The sequence below is a fragment of the Pseudomonas lini genome (assembly GCF_030812475.1).
In the GTDB taxonomy this organism is placed as follows: domain Bacteria; phylum Pseudomonadota; class Gammaproteobacteria; order Pseudomonadales; family Pseudomonadaceae; genus Aquipseudomonas; species Aquipseudomonas lini_A.
This window is the reverse complement of record NZ_JAUSSR010000008.1, coordinates 256,460-283,184: the sequence shown is the minus strand read 5'-3', so window position 1 is coordinate 283,184 and position 26,725 is coordinate 256,460. Positions and strand designations below refer to the sequence as shown.

Below are 26,725 nucleotides of genomic sequence, written 5' to 3'. Positions count from 1 at the left end.
TTCCGATTAAAGTCAAAGTGCCAGCCCTGTCAACGGCTGGACAGCCCTTGTCAAACGCCCAGTTTCAGACGCACTTTTTCCAGCAGTCCCAGCGGGGTGCCAGGGCGCAGTGCAGGCTCGAGCGCTTCGACGATACGCTGGCCAATCCGCGCGAAACTGAACTGGCTGACCGCCAGTTCGCGACCATTGACGGCGATGCGCTGCGCAAGCTCCGGGTCGGCCCGCAAGACGGCCAGCTTCTGCTGGAGCTGCGGGACATCTTGATAGAGCACCACATTATGCATGTCCTGCAAACCCAGCGCGCTGCTTTCCGCCGAGCCCTGATCGTAGGCCAGCAACACACAGCCGCATGCCATGGCCTCGAAGTTCTTGATCATGAATTCGCCCATGCCGACATCGGCGCTGACGAAGAAGCGAATGCGGTTGAGTGTGTCACAGTACTCTTCACCGGACTTGGTGCGAGTGACGACCATCGATTCGACTCGTCCCAACTCATCGAGCAGCGCCTTGCGGCCACTGTAGGCGACGCTGTTGGTACTGCCGACAAACGCCAGCTCGATATCCCGTTCACGGCCCTGGTCCTGCAGTAACGTCTGGTCGTAGCCCTTCGGAACAAATACCGCGTCGAAGCCCTCTGCGCGCAAACGCTCGCTGACCATGAAACCGGAGCTGATCACCCGCGCCCAGGGCAGCTTGCGATAATGGGCGCTGAACTTGCCGGTGTATTTGCAGGGAATGTAATTCTGGTAGGCATCGTGCTCGAGAATGACCAGGTTGGGCACGGTCTGGATGAACCTTACCTGCCTGATTTCCTTTTTGAAGCGCAGGAAAAACACGATACGGTCATAGCGGGTCACATCGACATTCTTGCGGAAATACCCACGCAAGTCGTCCTGCTCTTCACTGGACAGTTCGCGCTTGTCGCACTCGCAATGCTCGGCGATGCCGTCATACAGCCGATCGAGAATCGCCCGCTGCTCTTTCTGCACCAGAAACAGGACTTTCAATTGGACTCTCTCTTTCCAGACAACTCTTGGACCCAGAACAACTCGTGGCGTCGTACCGTTTTACGCATAAAATCATTTTCGCCGAACGCCCGCCAGCGTCGGCCCGCCAGGCAACGTTGTATCGCCCGGCGCAGCAGACGCTTGAAGGGCGGCGGGGGTTGAAGGTCGTGCATCATGCCCAGCGACATAGCCTTGCGCCACTGGATGTCGGTCGACAGACAAAGCGTCCAGGGACGCAACGATTCATGCGCTCCGATCTGGGGCGGCAGTGCCACGCCTGTGCCCGCGTCGCCCATTGGCCAACGATCGTTGTCGTGCAGGTGATTGGCATAATGCAGCAATGTTTCCGGCTGCCACGCCGTGCCACTCAAGGCCTGCATCACCGCCTGCTGCGAACACAGGTGGTCCGGATGCGGATCCAGGTGCGGGTGCGGCAAGACAATGATCTGCGGCTCGACGCGCTCGATCAACTCACGCAGATCAGCCACTAGATTATTCCAGGATGGCATGCCATCGACGTCGCTGCCCAGGGCAAATGGATTGAATCGGCGGAAATATCGGGTATCGCCCAGCTGTGCCTCACGGGACGCTACGGCTTCGGTCGGTGCGCTCTGCATGGCAGGCAACTGCAGGCAAAAGTAACCCAGTTGAATACAGCGTTGCTGAGGCACGCCTCCCCACAATGGCACGCTGACACTGTCCCAGGCGCGCAGCGAACCCTTCAGCCGAGACGCTTCGACGCCATCAAGCCCCATTTGCCGGTAGTGCCCGGCCTCGATTTCACCGGCGGTGAGGGTCACGATCCAGCTTTGTTCAGCACTGCTGTACAAGCCGAATGCGGCGAGTTCGGCGTCGTCGGCGTGGGGCGCGATCACCATCACCCGCTGACGACTGTAATCCGGATGTTCGAACGCCCAGAGCACTGGCTCGCCGAGCAATCGGCAGAAGCGTCCGCGCAGACGCAACTCGCCTTGCGAGAGAACAGAAGCCTGCCCCGTGAGATTGAGGTAACGCAAACCATCGACGCCACGCTCGAAGGTCTGGTGGTCCGGATCGGCACCACCGGCCAGCTCGACAACGGGGTCGATAAAGCGTCCCAGCCAGGTGCTTTTTATCCGCAGCGCCAGTATCAGGGTGGCGTTATCGACCAGCATCACGCCTTCGTCCAACCGCAACCGGTCCCCGTCCAGGTGCACCTTGGGCTGCTGGGTATACGGTGGGAAGCTGTACTGGTAATCGTCGGAGGGCGAATAAAACAGATGGTCGGCAAACCATGCCTCGTGGGCAATCCAGCCCAGGACCGCAAGCAGCACCGGCAGCCACCAGACCACCAGCACGCCGCAGGCAATCAACAGCGCCAGCGCAATCAACAGGCCGATGCGTTTATTGCGCCGATGGCGCTTGAGCAGTTGCTGTTTGCGGTTCATGGGCGGGCTCACACGGTGAACACCGGCACAGGATTGCACCAGCGGTCCTTGTATTCACGGTCGGCGCGACCGAAAGAAAAGCGCAGAGGTTTATCCAGCGCCCGGGCATGCTCCCAGGCGCTTTGGGTGTTGAGAAAACTCAAGACGCTGCCAGGGCTGAATTCACGGGTTTCGGGATCGACGCCACCGTTGATGTACTCGACACTGATCCACTCGGGTGTCTCCACACGGTAAACCAGTTGAATCGCTATCGGCGCATCGTTGAGGAAAATCACCGAGCCGATCAACAGGTCACGCAACAACCCGATGACCTCGGCCATGCGTTCGGCGCCCGTCGCCGGGAAACCCCAGCGACGCTGGAACAGATCGCAATAAATGGCCGCCAGCTCGCTGCTGGAAAACTCGCTGACCGGTCGCACCACTCCACCCGCTTCTTCCAGCAGCCGCAATTCGCGGCGCTGGTTGTATCGGAACTTCTTCGACAGTTCTTCGGGAGTGCGGGCCATGGCCAATTGTTCGGCCTGCAACCTGATACCGGTGAAGCGACCTTCATTCAACGCCGACAGATAGCGCCCGCGATGGCGCAGCGGGGCCTGGGCATCGACCGCCGCCGGCAGAATGAATTCGGCATTGCCGAGGTCGAACAAGCCCTTTTTACCCTGGCGCTTGAGCACATCCTTGGATAAGGCCAGGTCGCGACCCCAGGTCGGGATCGCGGCTTTAACTTCGCCGTCTTGCTCCCAGGCCAGGTAGCGCACCGGGATGTCAGCCAGCCGCGCCAGCCGCTCGACCACCATGGGATGAGTCGCGACGCTGCCGCCATAACGTTGCCAGGCTTCGGCGTAGGTCGACGCGTCGACGACCGTCCAGCCACGTTCGCGCCAGCCTTGAAATCGGTTGAGCATCAGCCCCTCGGTGCCAGTTCGGTAACAGGCGGCAAACGCCAGAAGGCGTCACGCACCGCGCGGTCGGAGAAGCGCTCTTGCAAGCGGTCGAGCATCAACTCGGCACACTGACGACGTTGCTGCTCGTCCATTGCGGCCAGATGTTGCAGCCCTTGAGCCAAACGCCCGGCATCGCCCAGCGGGAACAGAATGCCTACGCCTTCGACCACTTCCTTCGCACCGCCACACGCTGTGGCGAGCAACGGCACACCGGCGGCCATGGCCTCCAGCAATACCATGCCGAACGGTTCGTGATCGGAGCTCAGGGCAAATGCATCGAAGGCCCGGAAATAACGTCGAGCCTCGGGCACCTGGCCGAGGAACAGCACGCGGTCGCCGATACCCAGCTCACGCGCCAGCGCCTTGAGGTCCTGCTCCAGTCGACCGGCGCCGAGAATCACCAGTTGGCTGGTGATCGGCAAACCCGGCAACGCTGTGGCAAAACCTTGCAACAGCGTGTCCTGATCCTTGTCCGGGTGCAGTCGCCCGACGTTGCCGACGATCCAGGCATCCATCGACAGACCAAGGGATTCCCGAGCTTCGCGAACCGACAACTGGCGCTCCTGCAAGGCCGGTACATCGATTCGGTTATAGAGCGTTTGAATACGCGCGGTCGGCCATTTCGGCAGGCAACTGCGCATGTCGTCACGCACCGCATCGGAAACCCCAAGCAGGCACAAGCGCTTGCGAAAAATATTCGCGAAGAGCTTACGGGTGCCACGCTTGTAATCGTCAAAGGCATGATGCACGCCAATCACCGGCAGCGAAGTGCCCAGCAAGGCGATATAAATCGGCTTGAAACGGTGAGCGATACAGAAACTGAAATTGCGCGAGGCGGCGATCTTGCGCAAATCGCCGATGGCCCCCAGCTTCAGGCCACGGATGGCCTTGGAGCTGTATTCCATGAACAGCACTTCATCGGAAGCGCAGCCCGCGGCGACTTCGGCATCGGCAACCCCGGTCAGAAACACCGTGGTCACTCGATAACCGGTCCCCGCGAACAGGCTGGCGTACTGCCGTGCGCAGTCCAGGAACGGCCCGTCATAGCCGTGACAGAACTGCAGCACATGGCGTTCAGCCGAGCGTGTCATATGCGTTCGCGCCCTCTTTGACCACCAGGATGTCTTCCATGATCAAATACTGTAGATCGGAACCGAAAAACATGTTCAAGGCATCGGTCGGCGAGCAGATCATCGGTTCGCCACGACGGTTGAGCGAGGTGTTCAGCGACACGCCGTTGCCGGTCAGCACTTCCAGCGCTTTCATCATGTCGTAGTAGCGCGGGTTGTATTCGCGCTTGAGCACCTGGGCCCGGGAAGTGCCGTCTTCATGGACGACTTCCGGCACGCGGGTCTTCCATTCTTCAGCCACTTCAAAGGTGAAGGTCATGAACGGCGCCGGGTGATCGATCTTGATCATCTGCGGAGCAACGGTGTCGAGCATCGACGGGCAGAAAGGCCTCCAGCGCTCGCGGAACTTGATCTGGTGGTTGATGCGGTCAGCCACGCCAGTCGCGCTTGGGCAACCTATGATCGAACGACCGCCCAAGGCACGCGGACCGAACTCCATGCGGCCCTGAAACCAGGCCACCGGATGGCCATCGACCATGATCTTGGCGATGTTCTCCGGCATGTTCCCAAGCTTGCGCCATACCGGCTTGCTCGGGTGACGGGCGCAGGCGGCGAGCACGTCTTCGTTGCTGTACGACGGACCGAGGTAGACGTGTTCCATCTTCTCGACCGGCACACCTCGGGCGTGGGACACATAAGCTGCCGCGCCAACCGCGGTGCCGGCATCGCCGGACGCAGGCTGGACGAACAGTTCCTTGACGTCATCGCGCGCGATGATTTTCTGGTTGAGCTTGACGTTCAATGCACAGCCGCCGGCGTAGGCCAGCTTGCCGGTTTCCTTGAGCACATCGCCCAGGTAATGGTCGATCATCTGCAACGCCAGTTTCTCGAACAGCGCTTGCATGCTCGCGGCGTAGTGGATGTACGGTTCGTCGGCGATATCGCCTTCGCGCTTGGGACCCAGCCACTCGATCAGCTTCGGCGAGAAGTAGAAGCCCTTGCCCTTTTCTTTATAGCGACGCAGGCCGATGACGTTGGCGTACTCGGTATTGATCACCAGTTCGCCGTTCTCGAACGAGGCCAGCCGAGAGAAATCGTATTTGCTGGCATCGCCGTACGGCGCCATGCCCATGACCTTGAACTCGCCGTCGAGCATCTCGAAACCGAGGAACTCGGTGATCGCGCCATACAGGCCGCCGAGGGAGTCCGGATCGAAGAATTCCTTGATCTTGTGGATCTTGCCGTTTTCGCCGTAGCCGAAGAAGGTCGTGGCGTACTCACCCTTGCCGTCGATCCCCAGGATCGCGGTTTTCTCCTTGAAGCCGGAGCAGTGGTATGCGCTGGAGGCGTGGGCCAGGTGGTGTTCGACCGGCTCGATCTTGATCTTTTTCGGATCGAAGCCCAGTTGCTCCAGGCACCAGACAATCTTGTTGCGATAGCGCTTGTAGCGACGGTTGCCCATCAGGATCGCGTCAAGGGCGCGGTCCGGGGCGTACCAGTAGCGCTTGGCGTATTGCCAACGGGCCTTGCCGAACAGGCTGATCGGTGCGAACGGAATCGCGACCACGTCGACATCGGACGGCTTGATGCCGGCCTGCTCGAGACAGAATTTCGCCGACTCGTAAGGCATGCGGTTCTTTGCATGTTTATCGCGTACAAAGCGCTCTTCTTCAGCTGCCGCCACCAGCTTGCCGTCGATGTACAAGGCTGCGGAAGGATCATGGCTAAGGGCGCCGGACAGGCCAAGAATCGTCAATGCCACAGGGGTCTAGCCTCTTTAGTCTGCATGCAGGCGCAATGCGCCTCGAAAATTGATGTGCCCCTCGCAAGGGGCGAGTGACAGCTAAAGGGCGGGATTATAGCGTAAACATGGCGGGAATGACCCTGCGGTTGTTTACACAGGTCTGTCGCGACAGAACGCACCGCTATTGCGGTGCCTCACCTGATCCAGAGGCTCCCGTCCTGACTCTGGAGATAAATGGTGTAAGGCAGGATGACCGTATCCAGTACCCCGGAAGCGACGAGGTCGAAAAAGATCAGGGGTATAAACCCCATTTGCGCTGTACCTGCCGTATTGCCAGGCGGCGCATTGAGGATGCAGAAATCGTAGGCCAGGCCGCTGTAGGCACGCGGGATGGATTGACAGTAGGTCTGCCTTTGTCGGAGATCCTTTGCTGTTTCGGCATCATCCTGCAGCATTGTCACGGCAGTCCCGCAGCCGGATAAGGCCAGTGAGAACGCTCCAATTACAACAGCCCTTTTCATAGCCACTACCTGCCCTCTAAATACATCAGGCAAGCTAGCATCGTGGCTATCGAGGGCATAGTTCATGGGGTCTGGAGTTCATGTAGGACTTTTCAGAAAAAATTGTCCTCTCGTGACACTCACGACATTCTCGCTGGAGGTGCCGGCCTCTTCGCGGGCAAGCCCGCTCCCACAGTGTCCGCGTCTTGCTCAAATCCTGCGTCACCCACCATACCTGTGGGAGCGGGCTTGCCCGCGATAGGGTCGAAGACCCGATTCAGGCAGCGCTGGAGATGTCTCTGGGCAGACGCTGATCGATGACTTTATAAAGCGCGCTACTTTCCGGCCAGTTACGCATGAACCGCGCCCGATCCCGCGCATACGCCGGGGCAAAGCTGCCCGCAGAGCCATGCTGACACATCGAGTCCAGGTCGATCAGCGCCCAGCGATCCTCCTGCCAGAACAGGTTATGCCCCTTGAAATCCCCATGGCTGATCCGCTCGCTAATCAACTGCGCAAACAGATGATCCAGCGCCGCCAGCTCAGCCTCCGGCGCATCGCCACTCTCAATGTACGGCGCAAAGCGCTCAATGATGTCCGGCCCCGACAAGTACTCGGTGATCAGATAAGCCCGGCTGCGCAACCAGAGAAACCGCCTTTCCAGCAATGCCAGTGGCTTGGGCGTGGCAATACCCAGAAACGCCAGCCGATGGCCTTCGCGCCAGGAGTGCCAGGCCCGGCTCGGACGCCAGAAGCGTTTGAGCCAGTGAGCGAAGCCCTTGATGTTGTAGCGCTTGATCACCAGTGTACGACCCGCCACGTCAACCTTGCCGACGCTCGCCGCACCGCCGGTCTTGTACAGATGACCCTGGTCGAGCAACGCGTCGGCCTGCGCCAGCACCGGCAGCATCGCGGCTTCTTCCTCGCGGCGAATCGCCCGCAAACCGAACGCCCCGCGCTGGACACTGAACAGCGTGCATTCGCGGCCGACCTTGATCAGAAAGTCTTTGAGGCGCCAGCGCCGAACCTTGTCGATCTGCGCCTGCAAGGCTTCCATGGGCAGGGCGTGCTCGCCGTTGCTCAGCAGGTAATACACCAGCAGCTCTTCGGTGAAGGGCTCCAGTGACTTGGGCAACTGGGCAAAAAACACGCCGAGGTTTTCCAGCACAGTCTGCCGCGACAGCGGCTTTCCGGCCGTCTCGACACGGATGCCCGCGCCATCGATCAAATACAGCCGGCCGCGCTGGCGCAGCAGATTGTCCAGATGCAGGTCTTCCTGCCACAGGCCTTTGCGGTGCAGCTGACCAATCGCGCCCAGCGCATCCGCCAGGACCGCCGATTGCTCATCTGCCAACACGGGCAACTGCTCGACCTGCTTCCAGGCCTCCCCCAGGCTCTCGGCGCCTTCAAGAAAATCAAACAGCAGCCACCCGCCCTCGCCCTCTTTCAGGCCGTCGGCCAACAGCTGCGGAGTGGTCAGGCCTTGGGCGGCGAGCAAGCGCACGCCATCCAGTTCACGCTGAAAATGTCGCGCCGCCTTGCTGCCGACCAACAATTTGGCCAACACCGGCCGACCACGCCAGACACCCGCGCCGACATAACGCTGCCCTGGCAATACCCGTAACAAGCTCAGCAACTGCAACTCGGCAGGGCCGGCGGCATCGGCCAGGGAAATGCTCAATGGCAGGCCAGGACTGCGGCCAGCATTTTTCAACTCGGACAAACGCATCAGCGGGTCTCCTTATGGCTACGTCGCGCGGTCAGTCGCGCGAGCCAGCTGTCGATCAGCGTGCTGTCCGGGGATTGATCCAGATAGGCAGCCAGCAACTCGCGCAACTGCGCGTCGTTCCACTGTGGCGCCCGGCGCAGCAACGGCTCCAGGTCTTTGGCCCGGTCACGCGAACCGAACAGTAACGGGCGGGTCTTTTCCAGGTCGATCAGCTTGGCCTGATAACCCTCGCCGGCGGCCTGGAGAAAAATATGCTTGGGGTAGAAGCAGCCGTGAACCTGACGGGCGCCATGAAGGCGCCGGGCCAATTGTCCACAGGCTTGCAGAATCATCGAGTGCTGGGCGGCGCTCAAGTCCGACCAGCGTTGCAACAACGAATCCAGGTCATCCCAGCCATCCAGGGCACGGGTCAACAGAATCGCCCGAACCTCGCCGTCGACTTTGCGCTCACCGAAAAACGCCGCCTTCAATGCGGGTATCCCGAAGCGTTCATAGCGACTGATGTTGCGAAATTCACGGGCGAAACTCGGCTCGCCAAACGGTGCATGCAAGGTCCGCATCTGATAGTTGCTCTGGCGCTTGAGGTAGAACCCCTGACCTTCCAGATCAAGCCGATACACACTGCTCCAGCCCCCGCGCGCGGTGTTGGGCTCATCCACTGCGTCGAGTTGCCTGGCCCAGAGTGCATCGAAGGTGTCGAGGCCGTGACGCGCGAGCAGCGCCCGGTCTTCAGGGGCGAGAAAATCAGTCATTCGCGCCCCTCGAAAAATCTCACCACGTGGCGGATCCGTTTTTTGTCTGCCGCATCGAGCCGGGGACGTTGCCGGTATTGCAGGTAAAAGCGCAGGCGCTGGGTGGCCGACAGTTGATACTTGGCCACCTTGTCCAGGCAGGCCAGATCCTTGGTGATACGGTACTTGAGCCAGAAGCCGCGCCAGAAATCACCGTTGGGGCAGTCGATCAGAAACAACCGCGCCTGGTCGTCGATCAACAGGTTGCGCCACTTCAAATCGTTATGGGTGAAGCGATGATCGTGCATGGTCCGGGTGTAGCTGGCCAACTGTCGACTGACGGAGTCGACCCAGGCGCGGTCCGCCAGCTTGGGATCATGCCGTTCGGCCAGGGCGGACAGATCTTCGGTATTGGGCAGCTCACGGGTGATCAGCGCGCCGCGATCGTAAGCCGCACCGCGCCGCTCCAGGCCCCAGGCCACGACCTCGGCCGTGGGAATGCCCCATTTGGCGAAGCGCTTGAGGTTCTGCCACTCGGCTTTGACCCGGGGCTTGCCCAGGTAACGACGCAGACCTTTGCCCGCACCGACGTAGCGCTTGACGTAATAGTTGACGCCATTGCGTTTGACGCGAATGACTTCGGACAACGGGTCGCGGGTCAAACGCTCACCCTCAAGCGCAAACACCGCCTCGAGGCTGCCGAAATCTTCTGCCAGATCGCTGTAAGCAGGCTCCAGTTTCCAACCCGCCATCAGAGCGCGTCCCCATATCGCTGTTTTCGCTCATAGAGCTTGTTGGCCTTGCCTTCGAGCCAGCTGAGCAACCCGGCCTCTTCGCCAAGGATCTGCCGCAGGGGCCGCTGGAAATAACCTTTGAGGAAGCGCAGTTTGTCGCGACGGGTCAGGCCGATGTCCAGCGCCGAAAAATACAGCGCCGCCAGGTCCTTGTTACGCCAGCGTTGGGTAATCGTCGGGCGGGTGTGGGCGCGGTGCAGGTCGATTATCGACAGCTTCAAGTCTTCAGCCGTTACCGGCCTGTCGGTGTGCAGCAGGAAGTGGCAGATGTAACAGTCGCGGTGATTGACGCCGGCGCGGTGCATCATGCCGGTCATGCGCGCAACTTCGGCGATCAGCGCACACTTGAGCTTGGGCAATGGCGGCTGCTTGACCCAATTGATGCTGAAATCTTCGAGGCTGATGGTAGGTGCCAGTTCTTCGGTAATGATGAACGAGTGTTGATCGGCCGGGTTGCTGCCTTTCTCGCCGTAAGCGACGGCGGTCATGGTCGGCACGCCGACTTCTTGCAGGCGTTGAATGGCTTTCCATTCCTGGCCGGCACCGAGCACGGGCAGCTTGACGGTGATCAGGTTCTTGACGATCTCGCCCCAACCAATGCCGCGGTGGATCTTCACGAAAAAGCCATTGCCGTCAACGACGGTACGCAGCGTGCGGCGCGCCTCAAGCTCGCGGTACACCTCGCCCTCGAGCTTCTCGACTTCGACGAACGGGTCGCGTCCGGCCCAGAGGCTCTTGAACGGTTCAGCCAGCATCAACTTCATTGCACGTGCTCCGCCAGAATCACATCGGCCGCGTGCTGCGGCATGCTATAGAGGTCGGCCGTCTCGGCGAAAGCCAGACCGTTGCGGCTCCAGGCCGCCCGTGCTTGATCGTCGTTCAACATACCGGTCAGGTATTGCGTCAACTGTGCCTGATCGAAAGGTTCGTCCAGCACCAGACCGGCATCGGCCTCGGCAATGTAGTGGGCATACCCGCATACCGCACTCACCAACACCGGCAACCCGGCCACCACGGCTTCGAGCAACACGGTCCCGGTGTTCTCGTTGTACGCCGGGTGAATCAGCAGATCGGCACCGAGCAGGAAACGCGGAATATCGCTACGGCCCTTGAGGAACGTCACGTTGTCGCCAAGCCCCAAGGCAGCGCTTTGCATTTGGAATAACTTGGGGTCGTCCTGGCCAATTACAAATAGCCGGGTGCGCTTCTTCAGATTGGCGGGCAATGCGGCCAGCGCCTTGAGGCTGCGATCCACGCCCTTGGTCTTGAACCCTGAACCGATCTGCACCAGCAACAGTTCATCGTCCTTCAGGTTGAATTCGCGCCGGAAATCGGCACGAATTTCGGCGGCATTGGCTGGCGCGCGACGATCTTGAGAGATGCCCGGCGGCAGCAGATGGAAGCGCTGCAGCGGCGTGCCGTAATGCTTGATGAACAGCGGCTGCTGCACTTCGGAAATCATCAGCACTTCGGTCCTGGCGTCCTTGGCGAACACCGCGCGCTCGTACTCGGAGAAGTGCCGGTAGCGACCCCAGCGACGGTACAGCGAATTGCGCAGATTCTGCGCCTTGTCTTCGAAGCAACCGTCAGCGGCGTAGTAAACGTCCAGGCCCGGCATCTTGTTGAAACCGATCAAACGGTCTACCGGACGCTTGGCCAGGTCCGCTTCCATCCACTCGCTGAGCTTTTCATTGCGCCGGTGGTTGAACAACGCCTTGACCGGCGCCACCAGCACTTCGAAGCCCGGTGGAATGTCGCCTTCCCAGATCAGCGTGTAGACGCGAATCTGATGGCCTCGCTGCTGGCATTCCAGGGCGATGCGCATGAAATCACGCTGCAAGCCGCCAAAAGGAAAGTACTTGTACAAGACAAATGCCAATTGCATCAGCGCAGCTCCTCAGCCAGTAACAACGTGCTCAATCGGCTCGCGACACGCTCGGGGTTCAGACGCGTGAAGCACAGGGGCCACTCGCGCTTAAGATCGAACTGACGGGCATCTTCGGCCGTCGGTTGATACGTACATTTCTTTTGCATGCACGGCGCACAGGGAAAATCGCTGGCGATGTGAATCTGCGCTTTACCGTAGGCACCGGTCAGACCCGGATTGGTCGGCCCGAACAACGACAGAGTCGGCACGTCGAGCGCTGCGGCGAGGTGACCGAGACCGGTGTCCACCGCCACGCAGGCCTGCGCGCCGGCCAGCACTTTGCCGACACCCGCCAGGTTCAGTTTGGGCAGCACTTCGACGTGCCTCATGTCTTTGGCGATGCGCTCGGCCCGGGCTTTCTCGATCGGATTGCCCCACGGCAGCTTCACCGCTACACCGAGATAGCCGACTCGCTCGGCCAGCTCCCGCCAGTAGGCTTCAGGCCAGTGCTTGGTGTCCCAGGTGGTGCCGTGCAGGAACACTACGTAAGGATTCTTGCGCGGCAGTTCCACCAGTCGTTCGACATTCAGTCCGTAGTCGCCCAACCCTTTGGGCAGGTCATAACCCAACGCCACGGCGAACAGCTGACGCACCCGCTCCACCGCGTGTTGTCCACGGGCCACGGCCAGGCGCCGGGAATAAAAGCGTGCCGCGATCGGCTCGCGCGCCGAATCCTTGTCCAGCCCGGCCACCGGGGCCTTGACGTAACGGGTCAGCAACGCGCTTTTCAGCAGGCCCTGGGCATCGATCACCAAGTCGTAGTGGGTGGCGCGAACGCTTTGCTTGAAGCGTTTCCACTCGCCACTCTTGAGGGTCTGCCAGATATGCTTGCGCCAGCGACGAATCGCCACCGGGATCACCTTGCCCACAGCCGGGTGCCAGGTCGGAATTTCGGCAAAGCCCTCTTCCACCACCCAGTCGAACTGGATGCCGGGGATCGCTCGCGCCGCGTCGGTCAGCGCCGGCAACGCGTGGATCACGTCGCCCAGCGAAGAAGTCTTGATCAGCAGAACCCGCAATTATTTGACCTCGACCACAGTGCCCTGCAACCGCTGCAAGGCTTCGTTCACCGCTTGCGGCATCAGCTGACGCAGGCAGTTGTAATGCCCGAAGCGGCACGTGCGATCGAAGCACGGACTGCATTCGATGCCCAGGCGCACGATCTCGACGTGTTCGGCCAATGGCGGCGTGAAACCCGGCGAGGTCGAGCCGTAGACCGCCACCAGGGGGCGATTCAGCGCAGCGGCGACATGCATCAGGCCGGAGTCGTTGGAGACTACCGCGTCGGCGCAGGACATCAGGTCGATGGCTTCGGCCAGCGACGTGCCGCCGCTGAGGTTCACCGACTCTTCACGCAAGCCGGGAATCAGCCGCGACCGGATGTCTTCGCCGACGGCATGATCGTTCTTCGAACCGAACAACCAGACTTGCCAGCCTTCACGAATCTTCGCTTCGGCGACTTTGGCGTAGTGTTCGGACGGCCAGCGCTTGGATTCGCCGAACTCGGCACCGGGGCACAGCGCCAATACCGGACGGTCTAGGGCCAGACCGAATTTGGCCAGTGCCGCTTCCCGGCTGACCGGATCGATTTGCAGGCTCGGCCGCGGATAGGGCTCGGGGAGCTCAAGGCCGGGCTCGTAAGCCAGGGCCATGAAGCGCTCGATCATCAGTGGGTAGCGTTCCTTGTCCAGCGTGCGCACGTCATTGAGCAGGCCATAACGGAACTCGCCACGCCAGCCGGTGCGTTTCGGGATACCGGCGAAGAACGGCACCAGGGCCGACTTCAGGGAATTGGGCAACAGGATCGCCTGGTCGTACTGGCCGACCAGGGATTTGCCTATGCGTCGACGGGTCGCCAGCTCCACGACGCCGTGGCCGAGCGGAAAGCTCAGGGCCTGGCGCACTTCGGGCATGCGCTCGAGAATCGGCCGGCTCCACTCGGGGGCCAGCACGTCGATTTCGCATTGCGGGTGGCGTTGCTTGAGACACTGAAAAAGTGTCTGCGCCATCACCATGTCACCGACCCAACTGGGCCCAACGATCAGAATTTTCATGTGGTTTCCATAAACGAACCGGGGAGGCATATGCCTCCCCGCCTCGAGAACTCTACAAAACACTGCAGATCTACTGTAGGAGCGAGCTTGCTCGCGATGAACCTGAGCACACCGCGGGGTATCAGGTTAGCCGAGTCATCGTTAACGACCATCGTCGGAACGCCGCCCGGAGCAAGCTAGCTCCTACAACCCTAGCTCACGCCAGATCCGCAGTACCTGCCGTCGTTCGTCCGCGAACTGGTCGCCGGGTATCACGCCGGGGTCCTTCTGCAAGGCCTGCCGGTGGGCGGCGGAGCGGTAGGCTTTATAAGCCTCGCGCAACAGGCTGGCGTCTTCGGCGGGCATCAGCCCTTCCTCCTCCAGCCCTTCCAGAATGCGGATGTTATCGGTCCATCGCAGCAATGACGGATGCGTTTGCGACCACGCCAGAGCCGCGTATTGCACCATAAATTCAATATCGACGATACCTCCGGCGTCTTGCTTGAGATCGAATGGCGCCGTGGCCTCGAAGGCATTTGCCCCGGTGCCTGCCGCGGTGCTCTTGCTGCCGAGGTTATCGCGCATCTTGGCGCGCATCTCGCTGACCTCCTGGCGCAAGGTCGCCAGATCTCGTGATTTGCCCAACACGGCGGCACGAACTTGTTCGAACGCCCGGCCGACATCTTCGCTGCCCACCAGTACCCGCGCCCGCACCAGCGCCTGGTGCTCCCAGGTCCAGGCTTCGTTTTCCTGATAACGGGCAAACGCACCCAGGGAACTCACCAGCAACCCCGAGGCACCGGACGGACGCAGACGCATGTCCACTTCGTAGAGCTGGCCGGAGTTGGTCTGGGTCGTCAGCAAGTGAATGATCCGCTGCCCGAGCCGAGTGAAGAACTGGGCGCCATCGATAGGTTTGGGCCCGTCGGTTTCCGCCTGCGGATCGCCGTCGTGGATGAACACCAGGTCCAGGTCCGAACCGTGCCCCAATTCCAGGCCACCGACTTTCCCGTAACCGACGATGACAAACCCTGGATCGCACACCGTGCCGTCAGTACGCAGTGGCGTGCCGTACTTCGCCACGGTCTGGCGCCAGGCCAAGGCCAACACTTGTTCGAGAATCGCTTCGGCGAGCCAGGTCAGGTAATCGCTGACTTTCATCAATGGCAGGCTGCCGGCGATTTCCGAGGCCGCCACCCGCAAGCGGTGCGCCAGTTTGAAATGCCGCAGGGCCTCCATCTGTTGTTCGAGGTCGTCCTCGGGAATCCGGGTCAGGCGCTCGCGCAACTCGGCGGCCAGTTCCGGCGCCAAGGGCGGCTTGAACAGCCGGCCTTCGTTGAGCAGTTCATCGAGCAGCAGCGGGAAGCGCGTGATTTGTTCGGCGATCCACGGGCTCGCGGCGCACAGGGTCAGCAAGCGCCGCAGCGCGCCGGGATTTTCGGTCAGCAGCACCAGGTATGCAGAACGACGGGCCACGGCTTCAACCAATGGCAGCACCCGCTCCAACACCAGATCGGGGTTGGCGTGTTCCACGGCTTGCGCCAGCAAGCGCGGGATGAAGGCATCGAGGCGCTCGCGTCCCAGGCGCTGCATGGCGCGCAGCTGCGGGCTGCCGCGCAGGCCGGCCAAGGCTTTCAGCGCCTTGGTGGCATCGGTGAACCCGCCCTCTTCCAATTGGCGGCAGGCCGCTTCTTCGTTCTGGGCTTCTTCCCACAGCGGCAGCCATTCACCGCCGACCACCACTTCGCTTTCGCTGCCCTGTTCTTCGTCGGGGTCGGCGATCACCTGAGCGAAGTGCCACGCCACCCGACCGCGCCAATACATGAGCTGCTCATGGAAAGCGGCCCAATCGTCGAAACCCAACATAAAGGCAATGCGCGCCTGATCCTGAGCGCTGTCCGGCAGCATCTGGGTCTGACGGTCGGCAATCGCCTGGATGGCGTGTTCGGTGTAGCGCAGGAATTCGTAGCCTTCGCGCAGTTCGCTGATCACCACCGGCGGCAAATAACCCTGGTCTTGCAGGGTGCTCAGTACTTTCAATAGAGGACGTTGCTGCAGACTCAGGTCGCGACCACCGTGAATCAACTGAAAGGCCTGGGCGATAAATTCGACCTCTCGGATCCCGCCGGAGCCGAGCTTGATATTGTCGGCCATGCCCTTGCGTCGGACTTCCTGCTGGATCAGCTGCTTCATGGTGCGCAGCGCTTCAATGGCCGAAAAGTCCAGATAACGCCGGTAAACGAACGGCCGCAACAGGTCGAGCAACTGCGCGCCGGCCACTTGATCGCCGGCCACCACCCGCGCCTTGATCATGGCGTAGCGTTCCCAGTCGCGGCCCTGATCCTGGTAATACTGCTCCAGTGCGTTGAAGCTCAGCACCAGTGCGCCTGACGAGCCGTATGGCCGCAGGCGCATGTCGACGCGGAACACGAAGCCATCGACCGTCATCGGGTCGAGCGCCTTGATCAGACGCTGGCCGAGACGAATGAAAAACTCCTGGTTATCCAGCGAACGCTTCACGCCGACGGTTTCTCCACCCTCGGGGTAGGCAAAGATCAGGTCGATGTCCGACGACAGGTTGAGCTCCACCGCGCCGAGCTTGCCCATGCCGAGGATGACCATCTGTTGCGGTTCGCCACTGCGCCGGCCGGTCGGCACGCCGAATTGCTGGCAATGCCGCGAGTACAACCACTGATAGGCCTGATCGATGCTGGCATCGGCCATGTCCGAGAGGTCGCGGCAGGTCTGGACCAGATCGGCCTGACGGGTCAGGTCGCGCCAGATGATTCGCACCTGGTGGCGATTTCGCTGGCGGCGCAGGACCCGACCGAGTTCATCGTCGGTTTCAACCGAACTCACCGCGGCTGCAATCTGCCCGCACAACTCACCGGGCGCATAACTGCGGTCCAGTTCCCCGGACTGCACCAGCTCCAGCAACATGGAAGGGTCGCGCGCAGTTTGTTCAATCACGAAGTCGCTGGCAGCGGTGACCCGGGCGAATTGAGCCCAGCGCTCAGGTGGCCAGCCGGACAGACCCTGGTCGTCGTCCAGCCCGGCGGCGGCCGTACGGAACGACTGCTCGGCGCGGGAGACAAACGGCAGGAGGCCGGCGGGCAGTTCAACAAGCGAAGGGAGGCTCATGGTCTATCCTTGGTCGGCGTGTAGAGGGCTGCATGTAGTGATTTTCGAAAACACACTACCTGATCGACTGTCGAACAAAGGTTAGAAATAGCGGAAATTTCTTCATTTTTGGCAGACAGCATCAAGCTTTCACCTTTTCTGGTTGGCAAAAGACCAACCTTAACGATTATTCTCACAACGCAGCTGGAGGCGACAAGCCACTCATCTGTAGTTTTACTACTCGTCTATACATTCGAAAGGCTGAAATGCCCGATGATTTGTAGTAAAACTACACGCCGCCGGAACTACCTCTCGGCAATCCAAGAATTTATATCGTCTGCCCACAAGGCCAGTCGCAAACTCAGGCAACCGATTCTGGAAGCCTTTCCGCCCTGGAGCAAGCCATGCAAGACCTCGATCCCGTCGAAACCCAGGAATGGCTGGACGCCCTGGAATCGGTTCTCGACAAAGAAGGCGAAGACCGTGCTCACTATCTGATGACCCGTATGGGTGAACTCGCGACCCGCAGCGGTTCGCAGTTGCCTTACGCCATCACCACGCCGTACCGCAACACCATCCCCGTTACCCACGAAGCACGCATGCCTGGCGACCTGTTCATGGAACGCCGCATTCGCTCGTTGGTACGCTGGAACGCGATGGCCATGGTAATGCGTACGAACCTGAAAGATTCTGACCTGGGTGGTCACATCTCCAGCTTCGCTTCCAGTGCGACCCTGTATGACATCGGCTTCAACTACTTCTTCCAGGCTCCGACCGACGAGCACGGCGGCGACCTGATCTACTTCCAGGGCCACACCTCGCCAGGCGTCTACGCCCGCGCGTTCATGGAAGGCCGCATCACCGAAGACCAGATGAACAACTTCCGCCAGGAAGTCGACGGTCAGGGCCTGTCGTCCTATCCGCACCCTTGGCTGATGCCTGACTTCTGGCAATTCCCGACCGTATCCATGGGTCTGGGCCCGATCCAGGCGATCTACCAGGCACGTTTCATGAAGTACCTGGAAGCCCGTGGCTTCATCCCTGAAGGCAAGCAGAAAGTCTGGTGCTTCCTGGGCGATGGCGAGTGCGACGAGCCGGAATCCCTGGGCGCGATCTCGCTGGCCGGCCGCGAGAAGCTCGACAACCTGATCTTCGTCATCAACTGCAACCTGCAGCGCCTCGATGGCCCGGTTCGCGGCAACGGCAAGATCATCCAGGAACTCGAAGGCGTGTTCCGCGGTGCGCAGTGGAACGTGACCAAAGTCATCTGGGGCCGTTTCTGGGACCCACTGCTGGCCAAGGACGTCGACGGCATCCTGCAACGTCGCATGGACGAAGTCATCGACGGCGAGTACCAGAACTACAAAGCCAAAGACGGCGCATTCGTGCGTGAGCACTTCTTCAACTCGCCAGAACTCAAGGCGATGGTTGCCGATCTGTCCGACGACGAGATCTGGAAGCTCAACCGTGGCGGCCACGACCCGTACAAGGTCTACGCGGCGTACCACGAAGCGGTCAACCACAAAGAACAACCGACCGTCATCCTGGCCAAGACCATCAAGGGTTATGGCACAGGTGCTGGCGAAGCGAAAAACACTGCGCACAACACCAAGAAAGTCGATGTCGACAGCCTGAAGTTGTTCCGTGATCGCTTCGACATTCCGGTCAAGGACGAAGAACTGGAAAACCTGCCGTTCTTCAAGCCGGAGCCGAACAGCGCCGAAGCCCGCTACCTGAGCGAGCGCCGCACTGCACTGGGCGGTTTCGTGCCACAGCGCCGCGCCAAGAGCTTCGACATCCCGACGCCACCGCTGGATACCCTCAAGGCAATCCTGGACGGCTCGGGCGACCGTGAAATTTCCACCACCATGGCCTTCGTGCGGATCCTCGCGCAGCTGGTCAAGGACAAGGAAATCGGTTCGCGCATCGTCCCGATCATTCCGGACGAAGCCCGTACCTTCGGTATGGAAGGCATGTTCCGCCAGTTGGGCATTTACTCCTCCGTCGGCCAGCTCTACGAGCCAGTCGATAAAGACCAGGTGATGTTCTACAAGGAAGACAAGAAAGGCCAGATCCTCGAAGAAGGCATCAACGAAGCGGGCGCCATGAGCTCCTTCATCGCTGCCGGTACTTCGTACTCCAGCCACAACCAGCCGATGCTGCCGTTTTACATCTTCTATTCGATGTTCGGTTTCCAGCGTATCGGCGACCTCGCCTGGGCCGCTGGCGACAGCCGCACCCGTGGCTTCCTGATCGGCGGTACCGCAGGCCGGACCACGCTGAACGGCGAAGGCCTGCAACACGAAGACGGTCACAGCCACATCCTGGCTGCCACCATCCCGAACTGCCGCACCTTTGATCCAACCTACGGCTACGAGCTGGCGGTGATCATCCAGGACGGCATGAAGAAGATGACCGAACAGCAACAGGACGTCTTCTACTACATCACCGTGATGAACGAGTCTTACCAACAGCCAGCCATGCCGGCCGGTGTCGAAGAAGGCATCATCAAGGGCATGTACCTGCTCGAAGAAGACACCCGCGAAGCGGCGCACCACGTTCAGCTGATGGGCTCCGGCACCATCCTGCGTGAAGTCCGTGAAGCGGCGAAGATCCTGCGTGAACAGTTCAACGTCGGCGCTGACGTCTGGAGCGTTACCAGCTTCAACGAACTGCGTCGCGATGGCTTGGCCGTCGAGCGCAGCAACCGTCTGCACCCGGGCCAGAAGCCTCAACTGAGCTATGTCGAAGAGTGCCTGAACGGCCGTAAAGGTCCGGTCATCGCGTCTACCGACTACATGAAGCTGTTCGCCGAGCAAATTCGTCAGTGGGTCCCGTCCAAGGAATTCAAAGTCCTGGGCACCGACGGTTTCGGCCGCAGTGACAGCCGCAAGAAGCTGCGTCACTTCTTCGAAGTCGACCGTCATTTCGTGGTGTTGGCAGCCCTGGAAGCACTGGCTGACCGTGGTGATATCGAACCTAAAGTGGTGTCTGAAGCCATCGCCAAGTTCGGGATCAACCCGGAAAAACGCAACCCACTGGACTGCTGAGGAGACACTCTGTGAGCGAACTCATTCGCGTACCTGACATCGGCAGCGGTGAAGGTGAAGTAATTGAACTGTTTGTGAAGGTCGGCGACCGTATCGAAGCCGAGCAGAGCATCCTGACACTTGAGTCGGACAAGGCGAGCATGGAAGTGCCTGCGCCGAAAGCCGGCATCATCAAGAGCCTGAAAGTGAAGCTGGGCGATCGCCTGAAAGAAGGCGACGAACTGCTGGAGCTGGAAGTCGAAGGTGCCGCTGCTGCGGCCCCTGCGCCTGCCGCTGCTGCGCCGGCTGCCAAGGCTGAAGCTGCACCGGCTGCTGCACCTGCCGCCGCGCCTGCTGCCGCTTCGGTTCAGCAAGTGCACGTGCCGGACATCGGTTCGTCGGGCAAAGCCCAGATCATCGAGATCCAGGTCAAGGTCGGCGACACCGTCGAGGCTGATCAGTCGCTGATCACCCTGGAATCCGACAAGGCCAGCATGGAAATCCCGTCGCCTGTCGCTGGCGTGGTCAAGGCCATCAGCGTCAAGCTCAACGACGAAGTCGGCACTGGCGATCTGATTCTGGATCTGGAAGTGGCGGGCGCTGCGGCACCGGCTGCTGCCGCGCCTGCCCAGGCTGCTGCGCCTGCCGCCGCTGCTCCGGCACCCGCCGCTGCGGCCCCGGCGGCCCCGGCTGCCGACACGGTTCAGGACATTCATGTCCCGGACATCGGTTCGGCGGGCAAGGCCAAGATCATCGAAGTCCTGGTCAAGGCCGGCGACACCGTTGAAGCCGACCAGTCGCTGATCACCCTGGAATCCGATAAGGCAAGCATGGAAATTCCATCGCCTGCCGCAGGCGTGGTGGAAAGCGTTTCCATCAAGCTGGACGACGAAGTCGGTACCGGCGACCTGATCCTGAAACTGAAAGTCAAAGGCGCCGCGCCTGCTGCCGCTCCGGCCGCTGCTGCCGCTGCGGCTCCTGGCACTCCAGCTCCAGCTCCAGCTCCAGCCGCCGCTGCGCCGGCTGCTGCGGCACCCGCGGCACCGGCTGCAGCACCGGCCAAGCCCGGCGCCAAGGTTCACGCAGGCCCGGCTGTTCGCCAGCTGGCTCGTGAATTCGGCGTCGAGCTGAACGCGGTCGGCGCCAGCGGTCCGCACGGTCGCATCCTCAAGGAAGACGTGCAGGTTTACGTCAAGGCCATGATGCAGAAGGCCAAGGAAGCACCGGCCGCCGCGAGCGGTGCAACCGGTGGCGCGGGCATCCCGCCGATTCCGGTCGTCGACTTCAGCCGTTTCGGCGAAATCGAAGAAGTGCCAATGACCCGCCTGATGCAAATCGGCGCGTCGAGCCTGCATCGCAGCTGGCTGAACATTCCGCACGTGACTCAGTTCGATTCGGCTGATATCACTGAGCTGGAAGCCTTCCGGGTCGCTCAGAAAGCCGTCGCGGAAAAGGCCGGCGTCAAGCTGACCATCCTGCCGCTACTGCTCAAGTCCTGCGCGCACATGCTCAAGGAGCTGCCGGACTTCAACAGTTCGCTGGCACCAAGTGGCAAGGCGATCATCCGCAAGAAATACGTGAACATCGGTTTCGCGGTCGATACGCCAGATGGCCTGCTGGTACCGGTCATCAAGAACGTCGACCAGAAGAGCCTGTTGCAGCTGGCGGCCGAAGCAGCCGTACTGGCGGCCAAGGCCCGCGACAAGAAGCTCACCGCTGACGACATGCAAGGCGCCTGCTTCACCATTTCCAGCCTCGGCCACATTGGCGGCACCGGCTTCACGCCGATCGTCAACGCGCCGGAAGTGGCAATCCTCGGTGTCTCCAAGGCAACCATCCAGCCAGTCTGGGACGGCAAAGCCTTCCAGCCGAAACTCATGCTGCCACTGTCGCTGTCCTACGATCACCGAGTGATCAACGGCGCTGCTGCAGCACGCTTCACCCAGCGTTTGAGCGCCCTGCTGGCGGACATCCGCACCATCCTGCTGTAACACGCCACCGGCCCTCCTTCACCGGAGGGCCCGTTGCGTTCCACGTTTTCCGAGCGCCACGCTCGTACCTCAACCCCGCCCATTTGGCGGGGCTTTTTTTTGTCTGATGTTTTTACTTCCTACAGTTGTGGCTGATATCGCCCACAACTCCAGTCCATTTCTGCCCAGTATTTTTTAGGGTCCAATCAATAGTCTTGATGAGACGACTCTAACGATGCGCGCCAAATCAATAGTCGATTGATAAGCGCAACACTGAATGGACTCTAGTATGTTCAAACCAACGGTCGGCCCGATTATTGGCCACACGACAATTAACCACGTGCGTATTTTTGTGCGTGGCAAGTTCCAGATGAACGCCCGGACATTTGCCGGTATCCGATATCGACCGCGGGGAGACCAACGTTGGCTGGATAGCGTTTTTACCAAACTCGAATCCGTACGCGACATGTCCCAGGTCATTGCCCTCAATGATCTCGTTGCCGACACTGAATACGAATACCAGGCCGGCTGGTTCAGCCTTGCAAGCCCGGCGCATACCCTGGAGACAGTCGCGGAGCTTCCACTGCAATGGCCCCAGGACATTTACCAGTTTCGCACGCCTTCCGATGAAGCCAATCAACCACGCGCTTATATCTTCGGCTCGTGCCGATACCTGCAGTTGACTGGCGGAGTACCGATATTGCCGCACCTCAGCGACCGGATTTTCGCCTCGATCACAACGCTGGCAAAGCAAAGTGATCCTCCTGTCAGCGCAATGTTGATGATCGGCGACCAGGTTTATCTGGATGACTTGAACGCAATTGCTCCCGACCGCGAGCTCAATCAAATGCTCGTCAGATATCGCACGGCTTTTTCCCAACCCAATATAAGTCAGCTGATGTCCACAATTCCCACTTACATGATTCTTGACGATCATGAAATAGAGGACAACTGGCCGGCCAGGAGAAAACCTGGTGACGATTATATGTATAAAAATGCAATGCTCGCTTACGAGCTATATCAGGCCAGCCACAGCCCGACTCACCCACTGCTCGATAACGGCCAGATCAATCCAGCATCCGAGCGATATTGGTATCAGTTTTCCGAGGGAGATATCGAATGGTTCGTCATCGATTGCCGCACCCGGCGCAATCTCGCAGGCAATGACCGACGCATGATTGATCAAGAGCAGGAGCACGCACTGTGCGAGTGGCTGATCAACAGCACCGCCCGGGTCAAGTTCGTGGTCACCAGCGTAATGCTGTACCCCGACCTGATAAAAGGCGCTGAGGATGGCTGGAAAGGGTTTCCCGAGCAACGACTGCGCCTGCTGGAAACCATCCGCAAGCACCGCCTCAGGAACGTCTTTATCGTCTCGGGCGACGTGCATGGCTCGCTGGTCAGCCGAATGACCCACAGCGAGGACCCGGAATTCGAGATTCACACCCTGGTGTCATCGCCGCTGAGCAACAGCAAAATGTTGCCCTATGCCAAGGTTTCCAGCTTCGTTCTCGATCAGCCATTGGCCAAAACCGAATCGGGCGAGTATCGCCATGAGCTGGCCGGCGAGGTGGTCAGCCAGGACAACTTTGCCCATCTGGTGATCGAAACTGCAAAGATTTGCATCAGCTATCACGGCAGGACGGGCAACCTGTTGCAGAGAATCGACATTCCATTGCGCTGAAAACTTCCCGGTCGCAGCCTGCCGTGCTGCGACCCTTACGGGCTGGAACACTACTTTCGTACCGCCCTTGCAGAATTCCTGCTCCCTGCCGACACATTCTTATAGCACTTGGCTTTCATCTCTCTTGTCAGGCGGTGGCGCAATGATGCAACCTTGCGTCACGCAACAGAAAAGAGGGCGCGAGCCCGGCGCGACCAGCACCTTCGAAGCGAGTCTCCCCTCATGAAAAGCCAGCCCGATGCCGCCAGCCGTATGGTGGCCGAGGTAGTGACGCAGTTGCCTGTGCCCTCGCGGCTGGGCATGCTGCGTTTCGAACGGCTGAATGAACCGAGCTGGGCGCTGTTGTTTCTGGACCCCAATTGCGAACGACAGTTTGGTCAGCCGGCCACGGAGCTTTGTGCCCTGGTCGACTCGCCTTACGCCAGCCTGATGGAGCCCGAAGCGCGCTATCGACTGCACGACGCGATTCAATTGCAACTCAGTACCAGCCCGCATTACCTGGTGCGCTATACTCTGCACACCGCCAAAGGCTCCCTGAACCTGCTCGAACTCGGCGAAGCCTACCGACAGCACAATCGCCACCTGCTGCGCGGCTACCTGATGGTCGCAGACGGATTATTCGCGGAAGAACAACGACTGACGACGCTGGATCTGGAAACCCAGAACTCGCGCCTGCAGATCGCGCTGGAACTCAATCAGCGCGCCCAGCAGGACCAACTCCTGCACCTGGACCGGGTGCGCGCCCAACAAGACCTGATCCTGCTGCTGACCCGCCAACGCTACAGCTCCAACAACTCCCTGCATGAAGCGGCCCAACTGATCACCCGTAGCGCCTGCGAGATCTACGAAATCGACTGCGCCAGCCTGTGGAACCTCGAAGGTTCGCAACTCTCGCCCATCTCGGCCTATCACCGCGCCACCCAGGAATATCAACTGCCAGAGTCGATCGACGTCAGTGGCTTCCCCGATTACATGGAAGCCCTGCATGGAAGCCGCGCCATTGACGCCCACAACGCCATGCGTGACCCGCGCACCCGGGTAATGGCCGAAAGCCTGCGCCCGCGCGACGTGAATGCCATGCTCGACGCCAGTATTCGTGTCGATGGCCAGGTCGTCGGCGTGCTCTGTCTTGAACAGACCGGGACGACCCGTCCCTGGCAGTCGGATGAAATCGCCTTCGCGGGCGAGCTGGCGGATCAGTTTGCCCAGGTCATCAACAACCACAAGCGCCGCACCGCCACCAGCGCCTTGCACCTGTTCCAGCGTGCGGTGGAACAAAGCGCCAACGCCTTCCTGCTGGTCAATTGCGACGGTGTGGTGGAGTACGTCAACCCGAGCTTCACCGAGATCACTCAGTACACCACCGATGAAGTCCACGGCCAGCGACTGTCGGAACTGCCGGCGCTGGCAAACCTCAGCGAACTGTTGTTTGACGCCCCGTCTGCGCTGACCATGAGCAACAGCTGGCAAGGTGAATTCAAAAGCCGGCGCAAAAACCTCGAACCCTACTGGGGTCAGTTGTCGATTTCCAAAGTCTATGGTGACAACCGCGAGTTGACCCATTACATCGGCATCTACGAAGACATCACCCAGACCAAGCTTGCCCAGCAGCGCATCGAGCGCCTGGCCTACACCGACAACCTGACCAACCTCGGCAACCGCCCGGCATTCATCCGCAACCTCGATGAACGCTTCGCCCGGGACCGCGATACGCCGATCAGCCTGTTGCTGGTGGACATCGACAACTTCAAGCGGATCAACGACAGCCTTGGCCATCAGACCGGTGACAAGTTGCTGATCAGCCTGGCCCGGCGGCTGCGCAACAGCCTCAGCCCGAGTGGCAGTCTGGCGCGCTTTGCCAGCAACGAATTCGCTGTGCTGCTGGACAACACCGACATCTCGGCAGGCCAGCAAGTCGCCAACCAGTTGCTGGCGACCCTCGACAAGCCGATGTTCGTCGACAACCAATTGATCAGCGTTACCGGTTCCGTGGGGCTGGCCTGCGCGCCGCTGCACGGGCGCGACCCGCAGACCCTGATGCGCAACGCCGGGCTGGCACTGCACAAGGCCAAGGCCAATGGCAAACATCAGGTCCAGGTGTTTACCGAAGCGTTGAACGCCGAGGCCAGCTACAAGCTGTTCGTCGAAAACAACCTGCGCCGCGCCCTGACCCAGAACGAACTGGACGTGTTTTATCAGCCCAAGCTCTGCCTGCGTAGCGGTCGCCTGCTGGGGATGGAAGCCTTGCTGCGCTGGAACCATCCGGAAAAAGGCATGATCCGCCCGGATCAGTTCATCAGCGTCGCCGAAGAAACCGGCCTGATCATCCCGATCGGTAAATGGATCGCACGCCAGGCCTGCCGCATGAGCAAGGACCTGACGGCCGCGGGCCTGGGCAATCTTCAGGTGGCGATCAATCTGTCGCCCAAACAGTTCTCAGACCCGGACCTGGTGGCGTCCATCGCCAGTATCCTCAAGGAAGAAGCATTGCCGGCGAATCTGCTGGAGCTTGAATTGACAGAGGGCCTGCTGCTCGAAGCCACCGAAGACACCCATTTGCAGCTCGACCAACTCAAACGCCTGGGCCTGACCCTGGCCATGGACGATTTCGGGACCGGTTACTCCTCGCTCAGCTACCTGAAAAAATTCCCGATCGACATCATCAAGATCGATCGAAGCTTCATCCATGAAATCCCCGACAACCAGGACGATATGGAAATCACCTCCGCGGTGATTGCCATGGCCCACAATCTGAAAATCAAGGTCGTGGCTGAAGGCATCGAGACGGCCGAGCAGCTGGCTTTCCTGCGGCGCCACCGTTGCGACGTCGGTCAGGGCTACCTGTTCGATCGACCGATTCCGGGCGCCGATCTGATCGAAAAGCTCAAACGCTACCCGCGTGGCCCGATCGCCTGACCTGTGGGAGCGGGCTTGCTCGCGAATACGGTCTATCTCACAACATTGATGTTGACTGTCACACCGCTTTCGCGAGCAAGCCCGCTCCCACAAGGTAGTG

18 protein-coding genes are annotated in these 26,725 nt (G+C 60.4%); 4 read left to right on the top strand and 14 right to left on the bottom strand.

Features of this window, described 5'->3' with window-relative positions; all coding sequences use genetic code 11:
* Window positions 1–50: 50 nt before the first annotated feature.
* The 14 genes from J2W17_RS17425 to glnE form a co-directional block, all read right to left on the bottom strand.
* Window positions 51–1,007, bottom strand: coding sequence for a glycosyltransferase (locus J2W17_RS17425; RefSeq protein WP_307336545.1), 957 nt, complete (start codon window positions 1,005–1,007; stop codon window positions 51–53).
* The gene (locus J2W17_RS17420) at window positions 1,004–2,434 is read right to left on the bottom strand and encodes a PIG-L deacetylase family protein (RefSeq protein ID WP_307336542.1); all 1,431 of its coding nucleotides are present in this window, start codon (window positions 2,432–2,434) and stop codon (window positions 1,004–1,006) included. The genes J2W17_RS17425 and J2W17_RS17420 overlap by 4 nt, the downstream gene beginning before the upstream one ends.
* A gap of 8 nt (window positions 2,435–2,442) precedes the next feature.
* Window positions 2,443–3,339 carry an antimicrobial resistance protein Mig-14 gene (locus tag J2W17_RS17415; protein ID WP_307336539.1) on the bottom strand — a complete coding sequence of 299 codons (897 nt, stop codon included), beginning with the start codon at window positions 3,337–3,339 and terminating at the stop codon, window positions 2,443–2,445.
* Complete coding sequence (locus J2W17_RS17410) at window positions 3,339–4,469, bottom strand: glycosyltransferase (RefSeq protein WP_307336536.1); 1,131 nt, start codon at window positions 4,467–4,469, stop codon at window positions 3,339–3,341. Before J2W17_RS17410 ends, J2W17_RS17415 begins: the two co-directional genes overlap by 1 nt.
* Window positions 4,453–6,210 carry a carbamoyltransferase family protein gene (locus J2W17_RS17405; RefSeq protein ID WP_307336533.1) on the bottom strand — a complete coding sequence of 586 codons (1,758 nt, stop codon included), beginning with the start codon at window positions 6,208–6,210 and terminating at the stop codon, window positions 4,453–4,455. Before J2W17_RS17405 ends, J2W17_RS17410 begins: the two co-directional genes overlap by 17 nt.
* Window positions 6,211–6,386: 176 nt before the next feature.
* Entirely contained in the window at window positions 6,387–6,719 is a 333-nt protein-coding gene (locus J2W17_RS17400; RefSeq protein ID WP_307336714.1) for a YceK/YidQ family lipoprotein, read from the bottom strand.
* Between the two features lie 250 nt (window positions 6,720–6,969).
* On the bottom strand, window positions 6,970–8,421 hold the full coding sequence (locus J2W17_RS17395; protein ID WP_307336531.1) for a lipopolysaccharide kinase InaA family protein: 1,452 nt from the start codon (window positions 8,419–8,421) through the stop codon (window positions 6,970–6,972).
* Window positions 8,421–9,173: a lipopolysaccharide kinase InaA family protein gene (locus J2W17_RS17390; RefSeq protein ID WP_307336527.1), complete on the bottom strand. Its 753-nt coding sequence runs from the start codon at window positions 9,171–9,173 to the stop codon at window positions 8,421–8,423. Before J2W17_RS17390 ends, J2W17_RS17395 begins: the two co-directional genes overlap by 1 nt.
* The gene (locus tag J2W17_RS17385) at window positions 9,170–9,904 is read right to left on the bottom strand and encodes a lipopolysaccharide kinase InaA family protein (protein WP_307336524.1); all 735 of its coding nucleotides are present in this window, start codon (window positions 9,902–9,904) and stop codon (window positions 9,170–9,172) included. Before J2W17_RS17385 ends, J2W17_RS17390 begins: the two co-directional genes overlap by 4 nt.
* Window positions 9,904–10,710, bottom strand: coding sequence for a lipopolysaccharide core heptose(I) kinase RfaP (gene rfaP, locus J2W17_RS17380; RefSeq protein WP_307336522.1), 807 nt, complete (start codon window positions 10,708–10,710; stop codon window positions 9,904–9,906). Before rfaP ends, J2W17_RS17385 begins: the two co-directional genes overlap by 1 nt.
* On the bottom strand, window positions 10,707–11,831 hold the full coding sequence (locus tag J2W17_RS17375; RefSeq protein ID WP_307336519.1) for a glycosyltransferase family 4 protein: 1,125 nt from the start codon (window positions 11,829–11,831) through the stop codon (window positions 10,707–10,709). The genes rfaP and J2W17_RS17375 overlap by 4 nt, the downstream gene beginning before the upstream one ends.
* A complete protein-coding gene (gene waaC / locus J2W17_RS17370) occupies window positions 11,831–12,892 on the bottom strand; it encodes a lipopolysaccharide heptosyltransferase I (RefSeq protein WP_307336516.1) in 1,062 nt (353 codons plus the stop codon). Before waaC ends, J2W17_RS17375 begins: the two co-directional genes overlap by 1 nt.
* A complete protein-coding gene (gene waaF / locus J2W17_RS17365) occupies window positions 12,893–13,927 on the bottom strand; it encodes a lipopolysaccharide heptosyltransferase II (protein ID WP_307336513.1) in 1,035 nt (344 codons plus the stop codon).
* Window positions 13,928–14,110: 183 nt separating this feature from the next.
* Window positions 14,111–17,047 (bottom strand): bifunctional [glutamate--ammonia ligase]-adenylyl-L-tyrosine phosphorylase/[glutamate--ammonia-ligase] adenylyltransferase, encoded by a 2,937-nt coding sequence (gene glnE, locus J2W17_RS17360; protein ID WP_307336510.1) that lies wholly within the window; start codon window positions 17,045–17,047, stop codon window positions 14,111–14,113.
* A gap of 383 nt (window positions 17,048–17,430) precedes the next feature.
* On the opposite strand from glnE, the gene aceE reads away from it, so the two are divergent.
* The 4 genes from aceE (at window position 17,431) to J2W17_RS17340 (ending at window position 26,625) form a co-directional block, all read left to right on the top strand.
* On the top strand, window positions 17,431–20,076 hold the full coding sequence (gene aceE, locus J2W17_RS17355; RefSeq protein ID WP_307336506.1) for a pyruvate dehydrogenase (acetyl-transferring), homodimeric type: 2,646 nt from the start codon (window positions 17,431–17,433) through the stop codon (window positions 20,074–20,076).
* Window positions 20,077–20,087: 11 nt separating this feature from the next.
* On the top strand, window positions 20,088–22,046 hold the full coding sequence (gene aceF / locus J2W17_RS17350; protein WP_307336503.1) for a dihydrolipoyllysine-residue acetyltransferase: 1,959 nt from the start codon (window positions 20,088–20,090) through the stop codon (window positions 22,044–22,046).
* A gap of 268 nt (window positions 22,047–22,314) precedes the next feature.
* Window positions 22,315–23,709 (top strand): alkaline phosphatase D family protein, encoded by a 1,395-nt coding sequence (locus tag J2W17_RS17345; protein WP_307336500.1) that lies wholly within the window; start codon window positions 22,315–22,317, stop codon window positions 23,707–23,709.
* Window positions 23,710–23,931: 222 nt separating this feature from the next.
* On the top strand, window positions 23,932–26,625 hold the full coding sequence (locus tag J2W17_RS17340; RefSeq protein ID WP_307336497.1) for a putative bifunctional diguanylate cyclase/phosphodiesterase: 2,694 nt from the start codon (window positions 23,932–23,934) through the stop codon (window positions 26,623–26,625).
* Window positions 26,626–26,725 lie beyond the last annotated feature (100 nt).